The 18,024-nt window shown below is 68.2% G+C and carries 21 protein-coding genes and 1 other annotated feature; of the genes, 10 read left to right on the top strand and 11 right to left on the bottom strand.

The window, feature by feature from the left end:
- The first annotated feature begins 71 nt into the window (after window positions 1-71).
- On the top strand, window positions 72-554 hold the full coding sequence (locus tag H4F70_RS00405; protein ID WP_220471747.1) for a class F sortase: 483 nt from the start codon (window positions 72-74) through the stop codon (window positions 552-554).
- Between the two features lie 302 nt (window positions 555-856).
- Window positions 857-2,329 (top strand): catalase, encoded by a 1,473-nt coding sequence (locus H4F70_RS00410; RefSeq protein ID WP_182358589.1) that lies wholly within the window; start codon window positions 857-859, stop codon window positions 2,327-2,329.
- A 217-nt stretch (window positions 2,330-2,546) separates the two neighbouring features.
- Here H4F70_RS00410 and H4F70_RS00415 read toward each other — a convergent pair whose 3' ends face one another.
- Together H4F70_RS00415 and H4F70_RS00420 are read right to left on the bottom strand one after the other, a co-directional pair.
- The gene (locus tag H4F70_RS00415) at window positions 2,547-3,161 is read right to left on the bottom strand and encodes a PepSY domain-containing protein (RefSeq protein WP_182358590.1); all 615 of its coding nucleotides are present in this window, start codon (window positions 3,159-3,161) and stop codon (window positions 2,547-2,549) included.
- 158 nt (window positions 3,162-3,319) lie between these two features.
- Window positions 3,320-3,976 carry a response regulator transcription factor gene (locus H4F70_RS00420; protein ID WP_182360060.1) on the bottom strand — a complete coding sequence of 219 codons (657 nt, stop codon included), beginning with the start codon at window positions 3,974-3,976 and terminating at the stop codon, window positions 3,320-3,322.
- A gap of 118 nt (window positions 3,977-4,094) precedes the next feature.
- Here H4F70_RS00420 and H4F70_RS00425 point away from each other — a divergent pair, with 118 nt between their 5' ends.
- The 4 genes from H4F70_RS00425 (at window position 4,095) to H4F70_RS00440 (ending at window position 5,270) form a co-directional block, all read left to right on the top strand.
- Complete coding sequence (locus H4F70_RS00425) at window positions 4,095-4,262, top strand: hypothetical protein (RefSeq protein ID WP_182358591.1); 168 nt, start codon at window positions 4,095-4,097, stop codon at window positions 4,260-4,262.
- A gap of 16 nt (window positions 4,263-4,278) precedes the next feature.
- Window positions 4,279-4,434 carry a DUF6131 family protein gene (locus H4F70_RS00430; RefSeq protein WP_182358592.1) on the top strand — a complete coding sequence of 52 codons (156 nt, stop codon included), beginning with the start codon at window positions 4,279-4,281 and terminating at the stop codon, window positions 4,432-4,434.
- A gap of 166 nt (window positions 4,435-4,600) precedes the next feature.
- Window positions 4,601-4,801, top strand: coding sequence for a CsbD family protein (locus tag H4F70_RS00435; RefSeq protein WP_182358593.1), 201 nt, complete (start codon window positions 4,601-4,603; stop codon window positions 4,799-4,801).
- A 130-nt stretch (window positions 4,802-4,931) separates the two neighbouring features.
- A complete protein-coding gene (locus tag H4F70_RS00440) occupies window positions 4,932-5,270 on the top strand; it encodes an STAS domain-containing protein (protein WP_182358594.1) in 339 nt (112 codons plus the stop codon).
- A 281-nt stretch (window positions 5,271-5,551) separates the two neighbouring features.
- On the opposite strand, the gene H4F70_RS00445 is transcribed toward H4F70_RS00440, so the two are convergent.
- From H4F70_RS00445 to H4F70_RS00455, 3 genes are all read right to left on the bottom strand, one after another.
- Window positions 5,552-6,445 carry a hypothetical protein gene (locus H4F70_RS00445; RefSeq protein WP_182358595.1) on the bottom strand — a complete coding sequence of 298 codons (894 nt, stop codon included), beginning with the start codon at window positions 6,443-6,445 and terminating at the stop codon, window positions 5,552-5,554.
- A 3-nt stretch (window positions 6,446-6,448) separates the two neighbouring features.
- A complete protein-coding gene (locus H4F70_RS00450; RefSeq protein ID WP_182358596.1) occupies window positions 6,449-7,759 on the bottom strand; it encodes an ISL3 family transposase in 1,311 nt (436 codons plus the stop codon).
- Between the two features lie 777 nt (window positions 7,760-8,536).
- The gene (locus H4F70_RS00455; protein WP_372497577.1) at window positions 8,537-9,043 is read right to left on the bottom strand and encodes an IS3 family transposase; all 507 of its coding nucleotides are present in this window, start codon (window positions 9,041-9,043) and stop codon (window positions 8,537-8,539) included.
- A 136-nt stretch (window positions 9,044-9,179) separates the two neighbouring features.
- Between H4F70_RS00455 and H4F70_RS00460 the strand changes: the two genes are divergently transcribed.
- The 3 genes from H4F70_RS00460 to H4F70_RS00470 are packed head-to-tail and all read left to right on the top strand — an operon-like array spanning window position 9,180 to window position 12,333.
- Window positions 9,180-10,418: a tyrosine-type recombinase/integrase gene (locus H4F70_RS00460; RefSeq protein ID WP_182358598.1), complete on the top strand. Its 1,239-nt coding sequence runs from the start codon at window positions 9,180-9,182 to the stop codon at window positions 10,416-10,418.
- Complete coding sequence (locus H4F70_RS00465; RefSeq protein ID WP_182358599.1) at window positions 10,415-11,347, top strand: tyrosine-type recombinase/integrase; 933 nt, start codon at window positions 10,415-10,417, stop codon at window positions 11,345-11,347. The genes H4F70_RS00460 and H4F70_RS00465 overlap by 4 nt, the downstream gene beginning before the upstream one ends.
- Complete coding sequence (locus H4F70_RS00470; RefSeq protein ID WP_182358600.1) at window positions 11,344-12,333, top strand: tyrosine-type recombinase/integrase; 990 nt, start codon at window positions 11,344-11,346, stop codon at window positions 12,331-12,333. The genes H4F70_RS00465 and H4F70_RS00470 overlap by 4 nt, the downstream gene beginning before the upstream one ends.
- 105 nt (window positions 12,334-12,438) lie before the next feature.
- Here H4F70_RS00470 and H4F70_RS00475 read toward each other — a convergent pair whose 3' ends face one another.
- From H4F70_RS00475 to H4F70_RS00500, 6 genes are all read right to left on the bottom strand, one after another.
- Complete coding sequence (locus H4F70_RS00475; RefSeq protein ID WP_182358601.1) at window positions 12,439-12,858, bottom strand: IS3 family transposase; 420 nt, start codon at window positions 12,856-12,858, stop codon at window positions 12,439-12,441.
- Window positions 12,766-12,894 (bottom strand) — a sequence feature (AL1L pseudoknot). It overlaps the preceding gene by 93 nt.
- On the bottom strand, window positions 12,855-13,175 hold the full coding sequence (locus tag H4F70_RS00480; protein WP_182358602.1) for a transposase: 321 nt from the start codon (window positions 13,173-13,175) through the stop codon (window positions 12,855-12,857). It overlaps the preceding feature by 40 nt. The genes H4F70_RS00475 and H4F70_RS00480 overlap by 4 nt, the downstream gene beginning before the upstream one ends.
- 213 nt (window positions 13,176-13,388) lie before the next feature.
- The gene (locus tag H4F70_RS00485; protein ID WP_235681258.1) at window positions 13,389-14,216 is read right to left on the bottom strand and encodes an RES domain-containing protein; all 828 of its coding nucleotides are present in this window, start codon (window positions 14,214-14,216) and stop codon (window positions 13,389-13,391) included.
- A gap of 71 nt (window positions 14,217-14,287) precedes the next feature.
- A complete protein-coding gene (locus H4F70_RS00490; protein WP_182358603.1) occupies window positions 14,288-14,677 on the bottom strand; it encodes an antitoxin Xre/MbcA/ParS toxin-binding domain-containing protein in 390 nt (129 codons plus the stop codon).
- 274 nt (window positions 14,678-14,951) lie between these two features.
- A complete protein-coding gene (locus H4F70_RS00495) occupies window positions 14,952-15,350 on the bottom strand; it encodes a hypothetical protein (protein WP_372497647.1) in 399 nt (132 codons plus the stop codon).
- A gap of 525 nt (window positions 15,351-15,875) precedes the next feature.
- The gene (locus tag H4F70_RS00500) at window positions 15,876-17,282 is read right to left on the bottom strand and encodes an MFS transporter (protein ID WP_182360063.1); all 1,407 of its coding nucleotides are present in this window, start codon (window positions 17,280-17,282) and stop codon (window positions 15,876-15,878) included.
- Between the two features lie 146 nt (window positions 17,283-17,428).
- Between H4F70_RS00500 and H4F70_RS00505 the strand changes: the two genes are divergently transcribed.
- Entirely contained in the window at window positions 17,429-17,830 is a 402-nt protein-coding gene (locus tag H4F70_RS00505) for a hypothetical protein (protein WP_182358604.1), read from the top strand.
- Window positions 17,831-18,024: the final 194 nt, after the last annotated feature.

Here is an 18,024-nt window from a genome sequence, read left to right on the forward strand (position 1 = left end):
CGCAGCCGGCGCCACCGCCGGGGCCCTCGGCGGACGGCGCGGGAGCCGGTCCGGCACCTGCTGCCGGGCCGGTGCTGCCGCATTCCGTACCGACCCGGATCGATATCCCGGCGATCGACGTGCACCACACGCTGATCACACTCGGTCAGAACCCCGACGGCTCCGTGCAGGTGCCCTCACTCGACGACGTGGCCGTGCCCGGCTGGGCCCGGTTCTCCCCGACTCCCGGCGAGCAGGGCCCGGCGGTGATCGTCGGGCACGTCGACTCGGCCGAACAGGGCAAAGGCGTGTTCTTCCGCCTCGGCGACCTGCGCCCCGGTGACATGTTCACTGTCGGCCGCGCCGACGGCACGGTCGCCGAGTTCACGATCACCGGGGTCGACCGGTATGCCAAGGACGCGTTCCCCACCCTTGCGGTCTACGGCAACACCCGCCGGGCCGAGGCACGTTTGATCACCTGCGGCGGCAGCTTCGACCCCGACACCGGCAACTACACCGACAACATCGTCGCCTACGCGCGGCTGACCGGATCGCACCCAGTACCGGCGCCGTGACGGCGTGTCGGCGCGCCGTGCGCTGGTCCAGCGCCGATAACACATAACACACGGTGGTCCTGTGAGCGTCTGCCGTGCGGCGACCTCATTGATGTGGACGCCGGTGCCGCACATGGATCGGCAGTTTCCGGGATAGCCGCGCCGGCCGCGCCCTATACTCGCCGGTGCCGGGGTGAGTGCAAGCCCCCTGCCGGCGCCCGCTGCGGTGGGAGGCCCGCGCCGGTGACAGCGCCAGCAGTACACACACGCAGCGGGACGTAGCAACACGGTGGCCCTGCACCAGGCGCCGGGATCGGAGCGGCATGAAAATCGACAAGACCGGTCACGATATCGAACCCACCACCACCGACGCCGGGATACCGGTGGAAAGCGACGAGCATTCCCTGACCGTGGGGCCGGACGGCCCCATCGTCGTGCACGACGCCTACCTGATCGAGCAGATGGCGCAGTTCAACCGCGAGCGGGTGCCGGAGAGGCAGCCGCATGCCAAGGGCGGCGGGGCGTTCGGGCATTTCCAGGTGACCGAGGACGTCTCCGCCTACACCAAGGCGGACGTCTTCCAGCCGGGCCGGCGCACCGAGATGCTGGCGCGGTTCTCCACCGTGGCCGGCGAGCGAGGAAGCCCGGACACGTGGCGGGATCCGCGCGGGTTCGCCCTCAAGTTCTACACCGAGCAGGGCAACTACGACATGGTCGGCAACAACACGCCCGTGTTCTTCATGCGCGACCCGATGAAGTTCCAGCACTTCATCCGCTCGCAGAAGCGTCGGGCGGACACGAACCTGCGCGACCACGACATGCAGTGGGACTTCTGGACGCTCTCGCCGGAGTCGGCCCACCAGGTCACCTGGCTGATGGGCGACCGGGGCATCCCGAAGACGTGGCGGCACATGAACGGCTATTCCAGCCACACGTACATGTGGGTCAACGCGGACGGCGAGCGGTTCTGGGTCAAGTACCACTTCAAGACCGACCAGGGCATCGAGTGCCTCACGCAGGAGGAGGCGGACAGGCTCGCCGGCGCCGACGGCGACTTCCACACGCGCGATCTGTACCGCGCGATCGAGCGCGGCGAGCACCCCAGCTGGACGCTGTACATGCAGATCATGCCGTTCGGCGACGCCGCCGGTTACCGGTTCAACCCGTTCGACCTGACCAAGGTGTGGCCGCACAGCGACTATCCGCTGGTCAAGGTGGGCACGATGACCCTGGACGAGAACCCGGCGGACTACCACGCGCAGATCGAGCAGGCGGCATTCGAGCCGAACAACATGGTGCCGGGCATCGGCCCCAGCCCCGACCGGATGCTGCTCGGCAGGGTGTTCGCCTACGCCGACGCGCACCGCGCCCGCATCGGGGCCAACTATCGGCAGCTGCCGGTGAACCACCCGAAGAACGCGCCCGTGCACTCGTACTCCAAGGACGGCGCGATGCGCTACTACAACGCGTCCGACCCGGTGTACGCGCCGAACTCCAAGGGCGGTCCCGCTGCGGACACGGCGCGCTTCGGCGAGCCTGCAGCGTGGCCCGCCGACGGTGAGCTGACCCGCACGGCGGCGTCCCTGCACGCCGAGGACGACGACTTCGGCCAGGCGGGCACGCTCGTCCGCGAGGTGATGGACGACGCCGCCCGCGAGCGGCTGGTGTCGAACATCGCGGGGCATCTGCTCGACGACGTCTCGGAGCCGGTGCTGCAGAGGGCGTTCGAGTACTGGCGCAATGTGGACGCCGGCCTGGGCGAGCGCGTGGAGGCGGCGGTGCGCGGCGGGCGCTGATCGGCCGGGATTGCTCCCGGCTGATCCGGTGCACGGCCATTGAGCGTCGGACCGGCGTGTGGAGGCGGGCCGACGCATGCGCGGCGTTGTCGAAGGGCGCGAGGTGGGCGAGTCTGTGGTGCGCTGTGCGGCCGGGCGCGAACCGCGGCGCGCATGTAGCCGGTCCCCGGCCGTATGCGGCGCGGCCCGTCGGGCGAAACCTGTGCGCGGTAACCGGTCAGTCGCCGGTGCTGCGGACCGTGCCGTCGCGGGCGTCGATCTGGACCTCCCAGTCGCCGGATCCGCCGGGTTTGGTGATGTCGAACTCGTACTGCGGGCCGCTGGATTTGCCTTCCAGTTTCCATTTGTTGATCGGCCCCGCGTGCACGTCGCGGGCGGTGTCCATCGCCTGTTGCAAGGGGATGACCTGCTCGAGGCCGATCGCGTTTTTGCGCCGCTCGCTGCCGACCTTGTCCTGGTCGAAGTCGTCGGTTTTGCTGCTCAGCTCGGCGCCGGTCTCGGCGTCGAGCTCGATCGTCTGCTTCTGCGTATCCGAGAGGATCTCGACCTTGTATCCGTAGCGGCCCGCATCGCTGGGCTCCAACTCGATCTTGCTGACGTCCCCGGCGTACTTGTCTCGCGCGGCCGCGACGGCGTCTTGCCAGCTGACAGGGAAGGTCTGCGTATAGAGATCGACCGTGCCGGCCTGGCCGGCGCCGTCGGTGGTGGTGCCGGCCGCCGCGCTAGTAGCGGACGGCGCCGACGCGGCGCCGGTGGTGTCGCTGGCGGCCGGTTCCGCGGGGTCGTTGCCGCATGCCGCCAGCACGCACACGGCGCCGAGCGCCGCGATCAACGGAGTTCTGCCTGCCATGGAGCGCTTCGTGCTGGGCTGCATGACGAGAGGCTACCCGCCAGACCGGGCCGTATGCCCGGTCTGGCGGTGCGCATCTGGGGCGCGGCGACGCCCGTCCCCCGTGCGGGCCAGTGGACGTTCGCCAGGATGCGGGTGTTTCAGGGGCCGGCGGTCGCGTCGCGGCTGCCGGGCGCAGCGCTGCGCGCGCGGTCGGGGCGGAAGCCGTGTTCGACGCCCCAGAGCACGGCCTGCGCACGGCTGGTCACCCCGATCCGCCGGTAACAGTTGCGGATGTAGGTCTTGACCGAGTTGATCGACAGGTGCGCACACTCGGCGATCGCACTATTGCTCAGCCCCTGGGTGATCAGCGCGAGGACCTCGGCTTCGCGTTGCGTGAGCCCTTCCTCGCGGCCCGGCCAGTCTCCGACGACCACCTTCGTGCCCGGCACACCGGCATGAACCTGCCGCACACCCCGGTGGACCTCCTCGAGGGCGGCGACCAACTGCCGTGCGGGAAGGGACTTGGCCAGATATCCGCTGGCCCCGTTCGCGAACGCCGACTCGACAAGCAGCGCATCGAGATTCCACGAATACACCGCCACCTTGTCCACCAGCGGATTGGCCGCCAGCGCGCGCACCTGGCTGCGGTCGCCCTGCGGGTTGGCGAACGAGTCGTACAAGGCGATGTCCACACGGCCGCCGACACGGGTGTTCGCGTCCAACTCGACGATCTCCACCCGGTCCCGGTAGGTCCGCAGCATCACCGCCAGCCCGCGCACCACGACCTCGTAGTCGTCGATCAACGCCACCCGCATGATGCCCACACCACTACTGTACGAGTATTGAATACACCCCTAAGGGTGAGCTGCCGGGCGGCGTGGGGGCGTAGATTCAGATCACACCAGGTTTCCCACCGGAGGCAGGGAGGTCGACATGCTCGCAGTCGTGGGACTTCTTCTGGTCGTGTGGATCGTTTTCATTGTGCTCGGCGCGCTTGTTCACGGCCTCTTGTGGCTGTTGATCGTCGGCATCGTGCTGATGATCGTCACCGGCGCCGTTGGATACCTCAAACGCGGCGACCTCGGCGGCCCGCGACGATAGAACAAGGAGCATCCGCGTGATTACTCTTGGCGTTATTCTGCTGATCATCGGACTGGTGATCAAGATCCCCATTCTGTGGAGCATCGGTATCGCAGCATTGGTGATCGGCCTGATACTCGTGTTGGCCGGCGCGGTGGGACACGCCGTCGGCGGCCGCCGACACTGGTACTGACCGTGACCGGGCCGCCGTGGGCGGCCTGCCGCCGGCTGTGCGCAGCGGGGGCGACCTCGTCGATGTCATGGCCGGTCACGCACGGCCCGGGAGACAGACGGCGCAGCGCTCGCGCAGCGCCGAGGTTGCCGTAAAGACCATCGAAGGACACGTAGGAGGAAGCACAATGGGCGTACACGACAAGTTCGAGAACAAAGCCGAGGAACTCAAGGGCCGCGCCAAGGAATCCGCCGGCGCCGCGACCGGCGACGAGGACCTCAAAAACGAGGGCCAGGCCGATCAGGGCTCTTCTGCGATGAAAAAGGGCGCCGAGAAGATCAAGGACACTGCCAACAAGGCAGCCGACAAGATCACCGGGAAAGACTGATCCCACGGGGCGCAGGAGATGTCCTGGTCATGCGACGAGGGCGTCTGCCGCGCCAGGCCTGCGCTGCGGGCAGACGACGCGCCATGACCGCGCTGCCCCGGCTCGGTCGACCTGCCGGAAGGAGAAGATCATGTTCACGATCGCAGTGCACAGCACCCGGACACCGGTCCTCGTCGTCGTCGGCGGCGACCTCGATGCGCAGACCGCGTGTGCACTGCGCCGTCGACTACAGACGCTTCCCGCCCGCGACACGGTCGTCGACCTTTCCGCCCTGGGGTTCTGCGGCGCCGCCGGCATCGAGGTGCTGCGTGATCACGGCGCACGACTCGGCGGCAACGGCGTCGCGCTGGAGCTGACAGGCACCTCACCGGCGCTGCGGGGAATTCTGCACCGGCTGGGTCTCGACGAGACGCTGCCCTGCGCGCACGCCGCGGAGGCGCTCGTGGGACCCGCGATGCCATCACACTGACACGACACCCGCCGACACAAACAATGACGGCGCAGACCCGACGGTTCTGGGCTCGGCCTATCGGACCGCGGACGGATGCAGACGGGGCGGGGAATGCCCCGCGCGAGCGGGCGCGGGAAACGCCGTGCCCTGCGGGCCGGCGTCCGCACGAGCATCGTATGCCGGAATGTCAGCGCCGAGCACAGCCCAGACTCGCGGCCGTGCCGATTCGGGGGAGAGCCGGCCCCGGCCCCGGCCCCGGGCCTGGGCCTGGGCCTGGTCGGAGTGTGGGGCACCGCGTGCTATTGGTAGCTGATCATCAGCGGCTGCGGCCGGTGGGCCATGGTCTGTTCCGCGGTGAGCACCGGCGTGTCGATGTGCAGGAAGTTCTTCCACCCCATGGGCATGGCCTCGGGCACCGCTCCGACGATCGCGTGCCACGTGTCCTCTTTGACGCCGGGCGGGCCTTGGCCGTCCATGTGCACGAGGGTCTGCACGTGCGGCCACGACACCCGGAGCGTGTCTTCGCCGCGGACCATCTGTGTCTGGAACTGGTGGACCACCAGCAGCGTCTGCGGCTCGTTATCGCCGGTGAGCCCGTCGAGCCAGGCGCCGACCGCGTTGATCTCGGCTGATGTGACGTGGCCGATCTGCTGGAGCGGCGCCTGGCCGGGCTGCAGTTTCCATTCGGGGTCGATCGCCAGGCCCACGTTCGGCGCGCGCAGCAGCTCGGCGTACCGGCGGGCCTGATCGAGCAGATCGGCCCGCCCGGGCTGCAGATCGAGCACCACGTACACGCCCGCGGCGCGGGCCTTGTCGACCCACTCGTGCAGCTGCTGCGGATCCATCGGGGCGCTGAAATCGCCGTCCGGCCCGGGTGCGTCTTGGGCGAGTGTGGCGATGATTTCCAGTGCCGGTACCACCGGGACGTCGCTGAGCGGCGCGTACCGGGCTGCCAGGTCCTGGACCCGGGCGATCGACGCGTCCGGGCCCTGCTCGCCGAGCGCGCCGAGGCTCGGGGCGCCCGGATGCCCGTACAGGGCGACCAGTCGGCGTCCCGGGAAAAACTGTGTGCCGCCGCCGGGCAGCTCCGGTGCGGCCGTGGGCCTGCCCGGCGGATCGGCGGCGACCGGCGGGGCCTGCGGCGCAGCCGCGGAGCCGGGGGTTCGAGCGGGCCCGGTATTCCGGCTCTTCAACTTTTAGAGTGCGTTGATGCGTTCTGCGAGTTGGCCGGAGTGCAGCAGTGACCGCAAGATGTAGTGGTCGAGGTTGCGGAAGCCCTGGGCGATGCCGCGGAGATGTTCCAGGCGGCCGTTGACGGCCTCGACGGGCCCGTTGGAGACGCCGGTGTCGAAATACGCCAGGATCTCCTTGCGGCGGGCCCACAGGCTGCGGCCGAGCTGGGCGAGCTCGTCCAGACCCGGGGGCAGGCCCTTGTGGATGCGTTTGAGGACCATGAACATCAGTATCTTGCCGTCGCGGCGTTGCGGATGCTCGTAGGCGGCGATCATCTGCTGATACACCTGGTGGGTGATCTCGACCGCGACATGGTCGTCATGGCTGGTCAGCGACTCGGCCAGCAGGTCCTTCTGCGTGTCGGTGAGCAGCTCGACGCGGGTGTGCAGGATCCGGCGGATCTTATAGAGAGGATCGTCTTTGCGGCCGCGGTGCCCGCACGTGGCCTGCTGGATGCGGGTACGGCATCGATCGAGCTTCTCGCCAGCCAACTGCACGACGTGGAACGGGTCCATCACGATCCGCGCCCGCGGCAGTTCCTCGCCGGTGGCGGTGCGGTAGCCGGCGAACCCGTCCATCGCCACCACCGTGATCCTGTCACGAAACGCCTGGCCGCGGCTGATCATCCAGTCTTGAAGTACTTTCTTGGACCGGCCGGCGATCATGTCCAGCAGCCGTGCCGGTCCGGTGCCGTCCACGGCCGGAGTCAGATCGATCAGGACCGTCACCCAACTCGAATCACCCTGCCCGCGCACATGTTTCCATTTGTGCTCGTCGACGCCGAGGTGCCGTACGCCGTCGAGATGGCCGCCGTCGTAGACCATGGTCCGGGCGGCGTCGACGGCGATCTGGTTGACGGTCTTCCAGGCGATGCCCAGGTTGGCGGCGACCGCGGCGACGCTCATCTTGTCGATCGCGATGCGCTGCAGGATCCACCGCTCGGTCCGGGTCGTGACCACCGACCGCGGCGACGCGATACCGGTGATGTCCGCACGGAAGATCGACCGCGGGCACCCCGCGGTCAGGCACACGAAGCGCGGCACGGCGACGTGCAGCTCGACCGGATGCCCGGCAGCCGGGGTGTCGGTGAGGACCCTTTCGGCATGATCGCGTAGTTGACCTGGGATTCGGCACTCGGGGCACCGCGGGTCGGGGCCGATGACGCTGCACCAGATGTGCGTGCGGTCCTCGCTGTCGGCGGCTGCTCCGGTGATCGTGACGCCGAGTTCGACGGTTCGGCAGATCGTGTCGGCGACGGTGTCAGTACAGTGCAAGGCGGGTCCTGTGGTGGTCGATGGGGAGCTTCGCAACTCTCATCTTCACACCGCAGGACCCGCCTACATGTTGTGGTCCCCACTCACCTCACTGGACACCCGTCCACGCACTCTGCATTCCGTAGAGCCGGTATTCCCGGCGCCGGTCTCGCCTGCTGGGGCGCAGCCCGCCGCGAACACGAGGGCGAGCAGCACGAGTACGACTACGGCGGGTACGGGCATGCGCGACGACGCGGCGTGTTGACGGGTACGCACACTGGTGCGGCCGGCATGGGGGCGTCGCGGGCCCTCAGCGCTGTCCACCGGGCCAGCGTACCGACCGAATGGGCGGCCTCCGCCGACACGCCGCGGCAGCGTCTGGCCGATTTGGCCTGCGGCGCCGGGTTGGGCCCCTGGCCTCCGTACGGGGCGGGCCCAAAAGAGTGCTAGCTCATCTGCAGCACGTCGTTCAGTAGTGCGCTGCCCGCACCGCGGCGCGTACGCCCGGCCGACAAATGAATCGGTTGTGCGGGGCACAGCCGACGCGGGCCCGCCTGATGGTGAGGGAGCAATCCACGCGTGCGGCAGCCGCGCTTGCTGCTGCCATCGTTTCCATCGATATGCGGGCCAGGCCGAGCGGTCAGCGTGCGGTGCCGCCGGGTTGGTCGGTGCCTTCAGGCTGTTGAGGTACGGCGTCCACGAGGTCGTCATGCGTAGCGAATGTGCGATCGGGCAGCGCTTCCAAGGCCTCAAGGGTTGTCAAGTCCCGAGTTTGGTGGAGGCTGATCGGTTGTTCAGTTAGGTTGTCGCCGCGGCGGGTTGCGTCGTGTTCTCGCGCTTCCAGTAGGCGGCTTCGTACTCGGCCGGCGGGACGTAGCCGAGCTCGCTGTGCAGGCGATCGTTGTTGTACCAGGACACCCATTCGGCGGTGGCGTACTCGACGTCCTCGGCGCATTGCCAGCGGTATCGGTGGATCAGTTCGTGCTTGTACAGCGAGTTCAGCGCTTCGGCCATCGCGTTGTCGTACGCATCCCCGCGGGAACCCACGGAAGTCACCGCACGGGCTTCGGCGAGGTGCTCGGTGTAGCGGATAGCCCGGTACTGCACTCCGCGGTCCGAGTGATGGACGAGACCAACGACGCTGTGCCCGTATCGTTTCCGGTTCCATAGTGCCATCGCGAGCGCATCGATCGCGAGGTCGGCGAACATGCGCGTCGAGGACTGCCAGCCGACGATCATGCGCGAGAACACGTCCAGGACGAACGCGACGTACACCCAGCCGGCCGCGGTGCGGACGTAGGTGATGTCCTATGCCGACCTCGGGACTATGCCGATCATCCGGGTGAGGGGGCAGGTCAGCCGGATGCTGGGAGTTGAAAGGTCGGCATAGTCAGGTCGTCGGGGCGACGCTTCAGGCACAGGTTGCCTGGAGGTGAGGTCAATGACGCAGAGATCTGCGACGGCGCGGCCGTATGCGGACCGGGTTCCGCGGATACCGGTGGGGCCCTTGGCATCGACAGTGCTGGAGGAGTGCCGACGGTGGCTGGTGGCACAGGGGTATTCGCCGGGCTCATCGACCCCGGTGGTGAACCTGCTGGCACGCCTGAGCGTGTGGATGCAGGAGGTCGGTGCCGGGATCGACGACATCGACGAGGAGCTGCTGGACCGGTTCGTCGTCCGGGAACGATCTCGGGTGGTCGTGTGCACCACGGTGAAGTGCTCCTGGAACACGATGCGCAAGTTCTTGACCGCTGCCGGGTACCTGGCCCCGGCCCCGGGCGAGGTTGACCCGGTCACGCCGGCGCAGGTCGCGGTCACGACATGGTGCTCGTGGATGCGGTACGAGTGCGAGCTGAGCGAGCAGACCATCAATGCTCGTCGCCGTTACGCTGGCGGGCTGCTGGAGGCGATCACCGGAGCCGACGGCAGCCTGGACTGGGACAGGCTCGACACCGACGTGGTCAATGATTACGTCGCCGGGCGTGGTCGCCCCTACGGTCAGGCGGCGCGTGTTCATATCGTCGGCGCGGTCCGCAGCCTGCTGCGTTGGGCGTTGAGCACCGGCCGTCTCGATCGGGATATCAACGCCGGGATCCTGCAGCCTGCCTCGACCGGGCGCGGGTTGCCGAAAGGAGTGAGCAGCGAGCAGGTCGGTGCCCTGCTGGCCGTGTGCGATCCTGCCACGCCGATCGGGGCCAGGGACCGCGCGGTCATCACCGTCCTGGTCCGCCTGGGCCTGCGCGCCGGTGAAGTCGCCCGCCTGCGGCTGGAGGATATCGACTGGGCCAACGGGACACTGAAGGTCACCGGTAAGGGCCGTGAGCACGCGCTGCCGATCCCTTGCGACGTCGGTCAGGCGCTGACGGTCTGGCTTCGGGTGCGCCCGGCCGCCCTGGACCGGGCGGTGTTCGTGCGGATGCGGGCACCACGGAAGATGATGACGACCCAGGGGCTCTCCGGGATCGTCGCCCGGCTGTCCGGCCTGGCGGGGATCGACCCCATCTACGCTCATCGGCTGCGGCACACCGCGGCGATGGACGTCCTGGCCGCCGGCGGGACCCTGACCGAGGCCAGGGAACTCCTCGGCCACGCCTACACGGTCACCACGATGTCCTACGCGAAGGTCGACCTGGTCTCGCTGCGCGAGCTGGCCGTCCCGTTCGGGCAGGTGCCCCGATGACGACTCTTCGCCAGCACCTGGGCCGGTACCTGGCGCTGCGCCGCGATCTGGGCTTCCAGCTCGACGACGTCGAACGTCAGGTCGGACTGTTCTGCACCTGGCTCGAAGCTCGTGGCCAGGTGGACACCTTCACCATCGAGGACGCGGTGACCTGGGCCCGGGCCAACCCCGAAGCGCATCCGTCGTGGTGGGCCACCCAGCTGTCGCTGGTGCGCCGCTTCGCGGCCCACCTGCACGCCAACGGTGTCGACGTGCCGGTCATCCCCTCCGGGCTGCTGCCGGCCCGCAAGCCGCGGGCGGTGCCCTTCATCTACAGCCAGGACGACGTCGACGCCCTCCTTGTCGCCTGCGAGGCCGAGTTCACCGACGAACGGATCGCGGCCACCGTGCGCACCGTCATCGGGCTGCTGGCGTGCACAGGCCTGCGGATCGGCGAGGCGCTGGCCCTGGGCGTCGACGACGTCGACCTCGACAACCACGTCCTGGTCGTCCAGGCCGGCAAGTCTGCCCAGCGGCTCGTGCCCGTGCACCCCTCGACCATCACAGCGTTAGAGGACTACCTGGCCCTGCCGGCCCGGGTGGCCACGAATCCCGACCCCCACGGCCCGGTCTTCGTGACCGCCAAGGGCACCGGGTACGTCTACGTTTCCTTTTACGCCCTGTTCAAACGAGCCCGCGAGGCTGCCGGCCTCCTCCCACGCGGCAGGGCCCGCCCCCGCCTGCACGACCTGAGGCACACCTTCGCCACGGCCCACATGACCGCGGCCTACGCCCACGGCCACGATCCCGAGCGGGTCCTGTCCCTGCTGGCGACCTGGCTCGGGCACTCCGACGCCGCGCACACCTACTGGTACCTGACCTCGACGGCGGACCTGATGGCCCTGGCCGCCGGCCGACTCGAACCCGCCGACGAGAGCGAAACCTCATGACCGCCCTGGCTACCAGCCTGCAGACCTACTTCACCACCTTCGCCCGCACCCAGCGTGACCTGTCGGCGAACACGATCAGCTCCTACCGCGACACCTGGCGGATGCTGCTAAAGCACCTGAGTACCACGCTAGGAACCCCGGTCGACGCCCTCGACCTGGAGGACCTGACCGCGGCCAACGTCACCGCCTTCCTGGAGCACCTGCAGCACGAGCGCGGCAACAACGCAAAGACCCGTAACACCCGTCTGACCGCGATCCGCTCGGTCCTGGCCCGTGCCCTGCCCGACCATCCCGAGCACGCCGCGACCATCACCCAGGTGCTTGCAATCCCACCACGGCGCACCACCAGGCCCGTCATCGAGTTCCTCACCCCCGCCGAGACCCAGGCCCTGCTCAACGCGCCCGACCAGCAGACCTGGACCGGGCATCGCGACCACGCGCTGCTCCTCATGGCTGTGCAGACCGGACTTCGCGTCAGCGAGATCACCTCGCTGACCTACGACGACATCCACCTCGGCTCCGGACCCCACATCGCCTGCACCGGCAAGGGACGACGCCAGCGCATCACTCCGCTGACGAAGACGACAGTGACCACGATGACGAACTACCTCACCGAGCGCAGGTCCCGACTCGGGAACGCGCTGTTCTGCGGACCGCACGGACAACAACTGTCCCGCGACGCCCTCGAGCGCCGCCTGGCCCGACACGTCAGCACCGCCACGACCACCTGCCCCAGCATCGGCGCCAAGCACGTCACCATGCACACCCTGCGACACACCGCAGCGATGAACCTCCTCGCCGCAGGCGTCGACGTCTCCGTCATCGCGCTCTGGCTCGGCCACGCCGACACCCACAGCACCGCCGCCTACCTGCACGCCGACATGGCCACCAAACAAGCCGCCCTCGACCGGACCCGACCACCAGACGTCACCCCCGGCACCTACCAGCCCGCCCCCGACCTCCTGGCCTGGCTCACCGCCCTATGACTATGCCGACCTTTCAACTCCCAGCGTCCGGCTGGCCTGCCCCCTCACCCGGATGATCGGCATAGTCCCGAGGTCGGCATAGGACATCTAATGCCGACGTCGGCATTAGATGTCGGCGACCCACAGCTCGTTCAGACCGTCTGCGGTGAACTCGCGCTCGACTCGGTCGTCGGGGCGGTCGGTCTCCGGCGCGAGGCGTGGCCTGTGCGGGAACTTGCCGCGCACGACACCGCGTATCCCGAGGTCGCGGCAGAGCCGTTCCACGGTGCACTGGGCGACTTTGGTGCCGCGTCGGCGCAGTTCGGCGTGGATCTTGCGGATGCCGTACACCTGCTTGGAGTCGTTGTAGATCTCCATGATCAGCTCTGTGAGCTCGCCGTCCCGTACGGCGCGGGCCGAGGGCGTGCGCTGCTTGGCGGCGTAGTAGGTCGAGGGGGCGATCGGGCAGCCGTGCTCGGTGAGCACTCTGCAGATCGGCTCGATTCCCCACTCGTGCTTGTGGTCGTCGATGAACGCGACGATCACCGATGTGGGCGGTCGAGCTCCGCCGCGAAGAAAGCCGATGCGGACTTCAGGATGTCGTTGGCGCGGCGCAACTCCCGGTTCTCCTGCTCGAGTTGGCGGATCCGTTCCAGGTCGGACACCGTGGCCAGGCCGGGAAGGTCGGCCTGGCCGGACTCGACTTGTTTGACCCAGTTGCGCAGGGCTTCAGGATGCACGCCGAGTTGTTCGGCGATCCGCCGGATCGCGCCGGTGCGCGTCTCGGGGTCCTTGCGGGCCTCGACGGTCATGCGGGTGGCGCGGTCGCGGAGCTCGGCGGGGTACTTCGATGGGCGGGGCATGGAGGAGCGGTCCTTCCGTGTTAACTACCCTCCATCAAACCCGAGACGGTTCATGCTGTCCGATCTGTGCGGGGTTGGTCACGCTAATCGGCATTAGCGCACACACCCTCGCAACCCCGCCGGTGAGCACGGTTTCCGCCCGCGACGGCGGTACGGGCCGGCCTCATCGGGGCAACGCCGCAGCGTCACGTGACGTTGCAGGACTGGCGGGGGTCAGTGCGCACGGAGGCGTAGTCGGGTGACCGCGCGTTGAAAGGCGGCCGCGTGCCGGCCGATCGCGTTCTGCTCGGTGCGGCGCGGGTCTATGTCATCACCGGTGCCGTCATCGCGGCGCCGCAGCCACATCGCGTAGTTCTCGATGTCGCGGCCGAACTTGGACGGGTACACGATGCCGTGGGCAAGCGACCCGTCGTCGAGCACCTGGCCGCGCAGCCACCCGGCGACGGTCGTGGTGAGCAGGCGGGCCGCGGCACCATCGGCGGTCAGGTGCGACAGCTGGAGCTCGTCGATCCCGTGCTCGTCGGCCAGGGTGCTGCGCAGCTGCTTGTCGAGAACGCCGATACTGTCCGACGCGGTGACGTCGACGAACCAGCCGACGGTAGGCAGCTCGAACTCGTAGATGGCGCGGATCTCCCGCCAGTGCTTCGACACCGAGCGTGCCGCCATACCGCCATGCGCGGGCAGCTCGTTGGCGATCTGTTCGTGCAGGAACAGATCGTCGTCGGCGGTGACGTCGTCGAAGACGTCGGACATCGTGATCGGGGACGTCTGATCCGGTTCGATGTAGGAGAGGACCTCGAGCAGAGCGCCCTGCCCGGTGCTGCCCGCGTAGATGGTGCGTCCGAGGGTGTCCCAGCGGCTCCACTCATCCCGGGGGACCGCTGTAGTTGCCCGCTCCGGTATCGGCCGCAGTGGCGGGTCGAACGGTCCGCGCCCCGTCCTGGCGACGCGGTACACGGTCCGGCCAGCGCTGGCCGCCAGTACGAGGCCTGTCCGGGCGCAGATGCGCGGCGCTGTCGGCGCCGGATCGGGGGTGGGCACGTGCGCGCGGCCTCCTCCTACTCGCTACATGCGGACGAATAGGAGTATAGGAATCCCGCGCTTGCAGCGTGTCAGGCGTAGTAGTCGTCGTTGACGAACGCGCCCGCTGCTGCGTACACGGATTTGGCGTCGTTGCTGCGGATGAGGTCCGCCGGGGTGGCCCCGTCGAAGCGCGGGTTCGCCGAGATCAGCCAGGATCGGGCGACGTACTCGTCGTCGGCGTCGGCGATCGCAGTGAACACGGTGTGCGCCAGCTTAATGCGCTGCACCTTGGCGTCGGCGGGTTCCGCATGCCCCCGCTCGGTGGGAGGCGTGGCCCACTTCCGCGGCATCGACCGGCTCCGCGAACCGGCCATGTAGGCGACCAGCGTCGGCCCCAGGCGGTCGAGGAGGTACTGGACGACCTCGTGGATCGGCATCCTGGTCGTATCGGTGTGGTGACGGGTCAGGGTGTCTGTCATCGCCGTTACCTCCTGTTCCGGTCGTCAACAGCAGCGCGTCACCTGGGATTACGCACTGCGTGTGCCGAATAGTGCACTTATTATGTACGTCCGAATGTACGCCAGAATGCACGAGTATGCAGTGGTGACGGTCACTTTCCGCGCGCCCCGTCGGGTGTCCCCGCCTGCGGCGCCCGCAGGGGCGGGCCGGGCCCGGCGTCGGCCCCCCGCTGGGCAGCCGAATGCGATGGCCATGGAACGTAGCGCTCAAGCGCGCTCAGACGTGGCTGCGGGCTCATCCGTTCGCGGCGAAGGTGCGTGCGGCGGCGAGGATGCGCTGACCTGTTTCCTGGGAGTCGTCGGCACGCAGCAACAGCGCGGGGGATTGATCGTCGAGGAGCGGGTTCAGTCCTTGCATCCACGCTTGGGCGATGGCCGGGGACTCGGCGTCGGCGATCATGGCTGCAACTTGGTAGGCCAGACGCAGCCGGGGCAGCACAACCGGGTTACGGATCTCGCGGCTTCCCTCGGCCCACTCGTGGACCGCCCGCGTCTCACGGACGCCGGCGATCACGGCGACGAGCCGCACCCCGAGCAGGCCTCGTAGTTGGGCGACCAACACCGACGGCTCGGCGCGGACAGCGTCATCGTACGCGCGCTGGTCAGGGCGGGCTGGTGCTTGGGGTGTCATCATGCTGCCTCCAACACCCAGTATCCCCCGCATGATTGCACATAGCAATCACAACGCAATCCCGTGCCTCTGTCATGGTTGTCGACATTCATCACCGCACCGAGAACCTCCTATGCGCTGGAAGAGAGTGGCGCAACTCGACAGAGCGCCGCACTGCCGCCCGGGCCTCCGCAAAAGGGATCGATGCTGACGTAGACGGATTGACTGCGTCGGTGTGCGTGGGACTGTATCGCCACAGGTGGATCGTGGTTCGGGTTCGTCTGCGGTGCCTGCCCGGCCGGGTCCGGTTATCGCCGGACCCTGTTGAGTAGGGTCCGGCGGTGATTGCCGCGCATGTTGCCTCTGCCGAACGCGGTGCGGGGGTGTGCTTCCGCCTCGAGGACCTATCGCCGAGTACGCGATCGCCGGAGTCAACTGGTACGCCAAAAACGCGTTCCCTGCCCTCGCGGTCTGCAGCAACACCCGCCGGGCCGAGGCGCGTTCGATCACCTGCGGCGGCAGCCTCAACTCGGGCGGTGACAGACGGGCTCATTCGTCCGGAGGTTCGGTCTCGGTGACACCGGTCCCCGGGGCGTCCGGGTCTTCGATGGTGCCGACCTTGGCCACATAGCGGGCCTCCTTCTCGGTGGCGACGGTGGGGGTCGCACCCGGAAGGCGCCGATTCGCCGATTCCGGCGTGAAGTACACGGACACGGCGCCCACGATTCCTGCTGCGATGAGGATGTACGCGGGTACCAGAGTGTTCCCCGTCAATGAGATGAGACCGGACGCGATGAGCGGGGTCGTGCCGCCGAAGGCCGACACGGAGATGTTGTAGGCGATCGCGAGTGCCCCGTAGCGCACGCTCGTCGGGAACAGTGCGGGCAGGACGGACGGCTCGGTGCTGTTGAGGCAGAGCAACATCAACCCGACCAGCAGGACACCGACGAATACGATGAAGTAGCCGGCGTCCGCGCCCATCAGCGCCACCGCCGGCACCGACACGACGATGAGCAGGCCGCAGCCTGTCCACATGATCGGCTTCCGGCCGAATCTGTCGGACAAGCGGGCGACGAACACCACGACCAGTGCGAGGATCAACAGCACGACGGTGACGATGACCAACGCGTCCGTCTGCGGCACGCCGACGATGTCGCTGAGGTAGGTGGGCAGGTACCCGCTGAGCATGTAGTTGGTGACGTTGAACGTCAGCACCAGGCCGATGCACACCAGAACCTGCGGCCATTGGTCGATGATGGTTCTGCGCAGTTGGTGCGCTGCGCCCTTCTCGCTGACGCGCTCATCGGCCTTGAGACCCTCGTAGGCGGGCGTCTCTTCCAAGCGCAGCCGCATGTAGAGCGCGATGAGCCCCATCGGTGCGCCGATCAGGAACGGGATCCGCCAACCCCAGGACTGCATGGCGCTGTCGGAGAGTCCGGCTGTCAATCCGGTGACCAGCACGGCACCGACGACATAGCCGGTCAGCGTGCCCGTAGGGAGGAACCCGCCCATCATGCCGCGCTTGCGGTCAGGCGCGTGCTCGTCCACGTAGGTCATCGCGCCGACGTACTCGCCGCCGGTGGAGAACCCCTGCAGCAGACGGGTGATCAGCAGCAGGATCACCGCCCAGACGCCGACGCCGCCCCAGAACCCATGATCGGAGTAGCCGGGCAGCAGTCCGGTTGTGGTCGTGGCGATGGCCATGATCGTGATCGTCAGTGTGAGCACGCGTTTGCGGCCGATTCGATCACCGAGCGGCCCCAACACGGCTCCGCCCAGCGGACGCACCACGAACGATGCCGCCAGAATTCCGAAGGTGCCGACGATGTTCGCCGCGCCGGAGCCATTGCCGGGAAAGAATACGGTGGCGATGACAGTCGCAAGGTACGCGTAGACGCCGAAGTCGTACCACTCCATGAAGTTGCCGACTGCCGTGCCGGTGATGGATCGGCGCATATTGCGCGGAGCGCTGACCGTGATCTGGGATAGCCGCCACCTGCGGCGGCGTCTGCGGGGCGGCGCGTCGCGGGACTTATCGCCCCTGTCGGCCATTCTTTCAGCCTACTCCGGGAACGCACGCCTCCTGGGGCAGTGTTGAGCATGTGGCCGACGATCTGCTCGCCAGTCGCGCCACGCCGGCGCAGGCGCGCGAGCGCCTGAAGGCGATCGACACGTCGGATGCGGACCGCACCATCGAGGGCCCCGAGTACTGGGCGTGCTTCCACGGTGTGGAGGACGACCATCCCGCACGCTTCTCGCCGAACTCCGGCGCCCGCCTGGCCCGGGTCGTCGGCGAGTTCGGCGTGGACGTGTATCGCGATCTGCTCCACTGCGCGTTCGGCGGGTCCAAGCACCGAGCCGATCGCGAGCGGGCGCGGGGACGCGCCGCGCAGGAGATGCGGATGATCGCGGAGCTCAAGCTCTTGCCGGATGATGTCGTCTGCCGGCCTGTAGAGCCGGCGTCCGACGAACAGATCGAGGCGTGGTTCGGCTGGCCACAGTAGAAGGTGCCGATGCCGTGGAGACGACCGGCGCAACGACGACGCGGGTGCAAGCGCTCGTCGCCGATCTCACCGAGGATCTGCTCTTCGCCGTGTCACGCGGGAGCAAGGAGTTGGTCCACAGCGACCTGCTGGCGTGGTTCGCGGCCCATCGGCGCGGGTCGGCGTCGGCCGATGCGGCGAGGACAGGTTTGATG

It is taken from the genome of Tomitella gaofuii, assembly GCF_014126825.1.
GTDB classification, from domain to species: domain Bacteria; phylum Actinomycetota; class Actinomycetes; order Mycobacteriales; family Mycobacteriaceae; genus Tomitella; species Tomitella gaofuii.

Coding starts and splice junctions, on each gene's coding strand:
- H4F70_RS00440 (WP_182358594.1), top strand. CDS start 4,932: ATGTTCACGATCGCAGTGCACAGCACCCGGACACCGGTCCTCGTCGTC.
- H4F70_RS00420 (WP_182360060.1), bottom strand. CDS start 3,976: ATGCGGGTGGCGTTGATCGACGACTACGAGGTCGTGGTGCGCGGGCTG.
- H4F70_RS00460 (WP_182358598.1), top strand. CDS start 9,180: ATGACGCAGAGATCTGCGACGGCGCGGCCGTATGCGGACCGGGTTCCG.
- H4F70_RS00435 (WP_182358593.1), top strand. CDS start 4,601: ATGGGCGTACACGACAAGTTCGAGAACAAAGCCGAGGAACTCAAGGGC.
- H4F70_RS00495 (WP_372497647.1), bottom strand. CDS start 15,350: ATGATGACACCCCAAGCACCAGCCCGCCCTGACCAGCGCGCGTACGAT.
- H4F70_RS00410 (WP_182358589.1), top strand. CDS start 857: ATGAAAATCGACAAGACCGGTCACGATATCGAACCCACCACCACCGAC.
- H4F70_RS00425 (WP_182358591.1), top strand. CDS start 4,095: ATGCTCGCAGTCGTGGGACTTCTTCTGGTCGTGTGGATCGTTTTCATT.
- H4F70_RS00470 (WP_182358600.1), top strand. CDS start 11,344: ATGACCGCCCTGGCTACCAGCCTGCAGACCTACTTCACCACCTTCGCC.
- H4F70_RS00480 (WP_182358602.1), bottom strand. CDS start 13,175: ATGCCCCGCCCATCGAAGTACCCCGCCGAGCTCCGCGACCGCGCCACC.
- H4F70_RS00465 (WP_182358599.1), top strand. CDS start 10,415: ATGACGACTCTTCGCCAGCACCTGGGCCGGTACCTGGCGCTGCGCCGC.
- H4F70_RS00500 (WP_182360063.1), bottom strand. CDS start 17,282: ATGCGCCGATCCATCACCGGCACGGCAGTCGGCAACTTCATGGAGTGG.
- H4F70_RS00490 (WP_182358603.1), bottom strand. CDS start 14,677: ATGACAGACACCCTGACCCGTCACCACACCGATACGACCAGGATGCCG.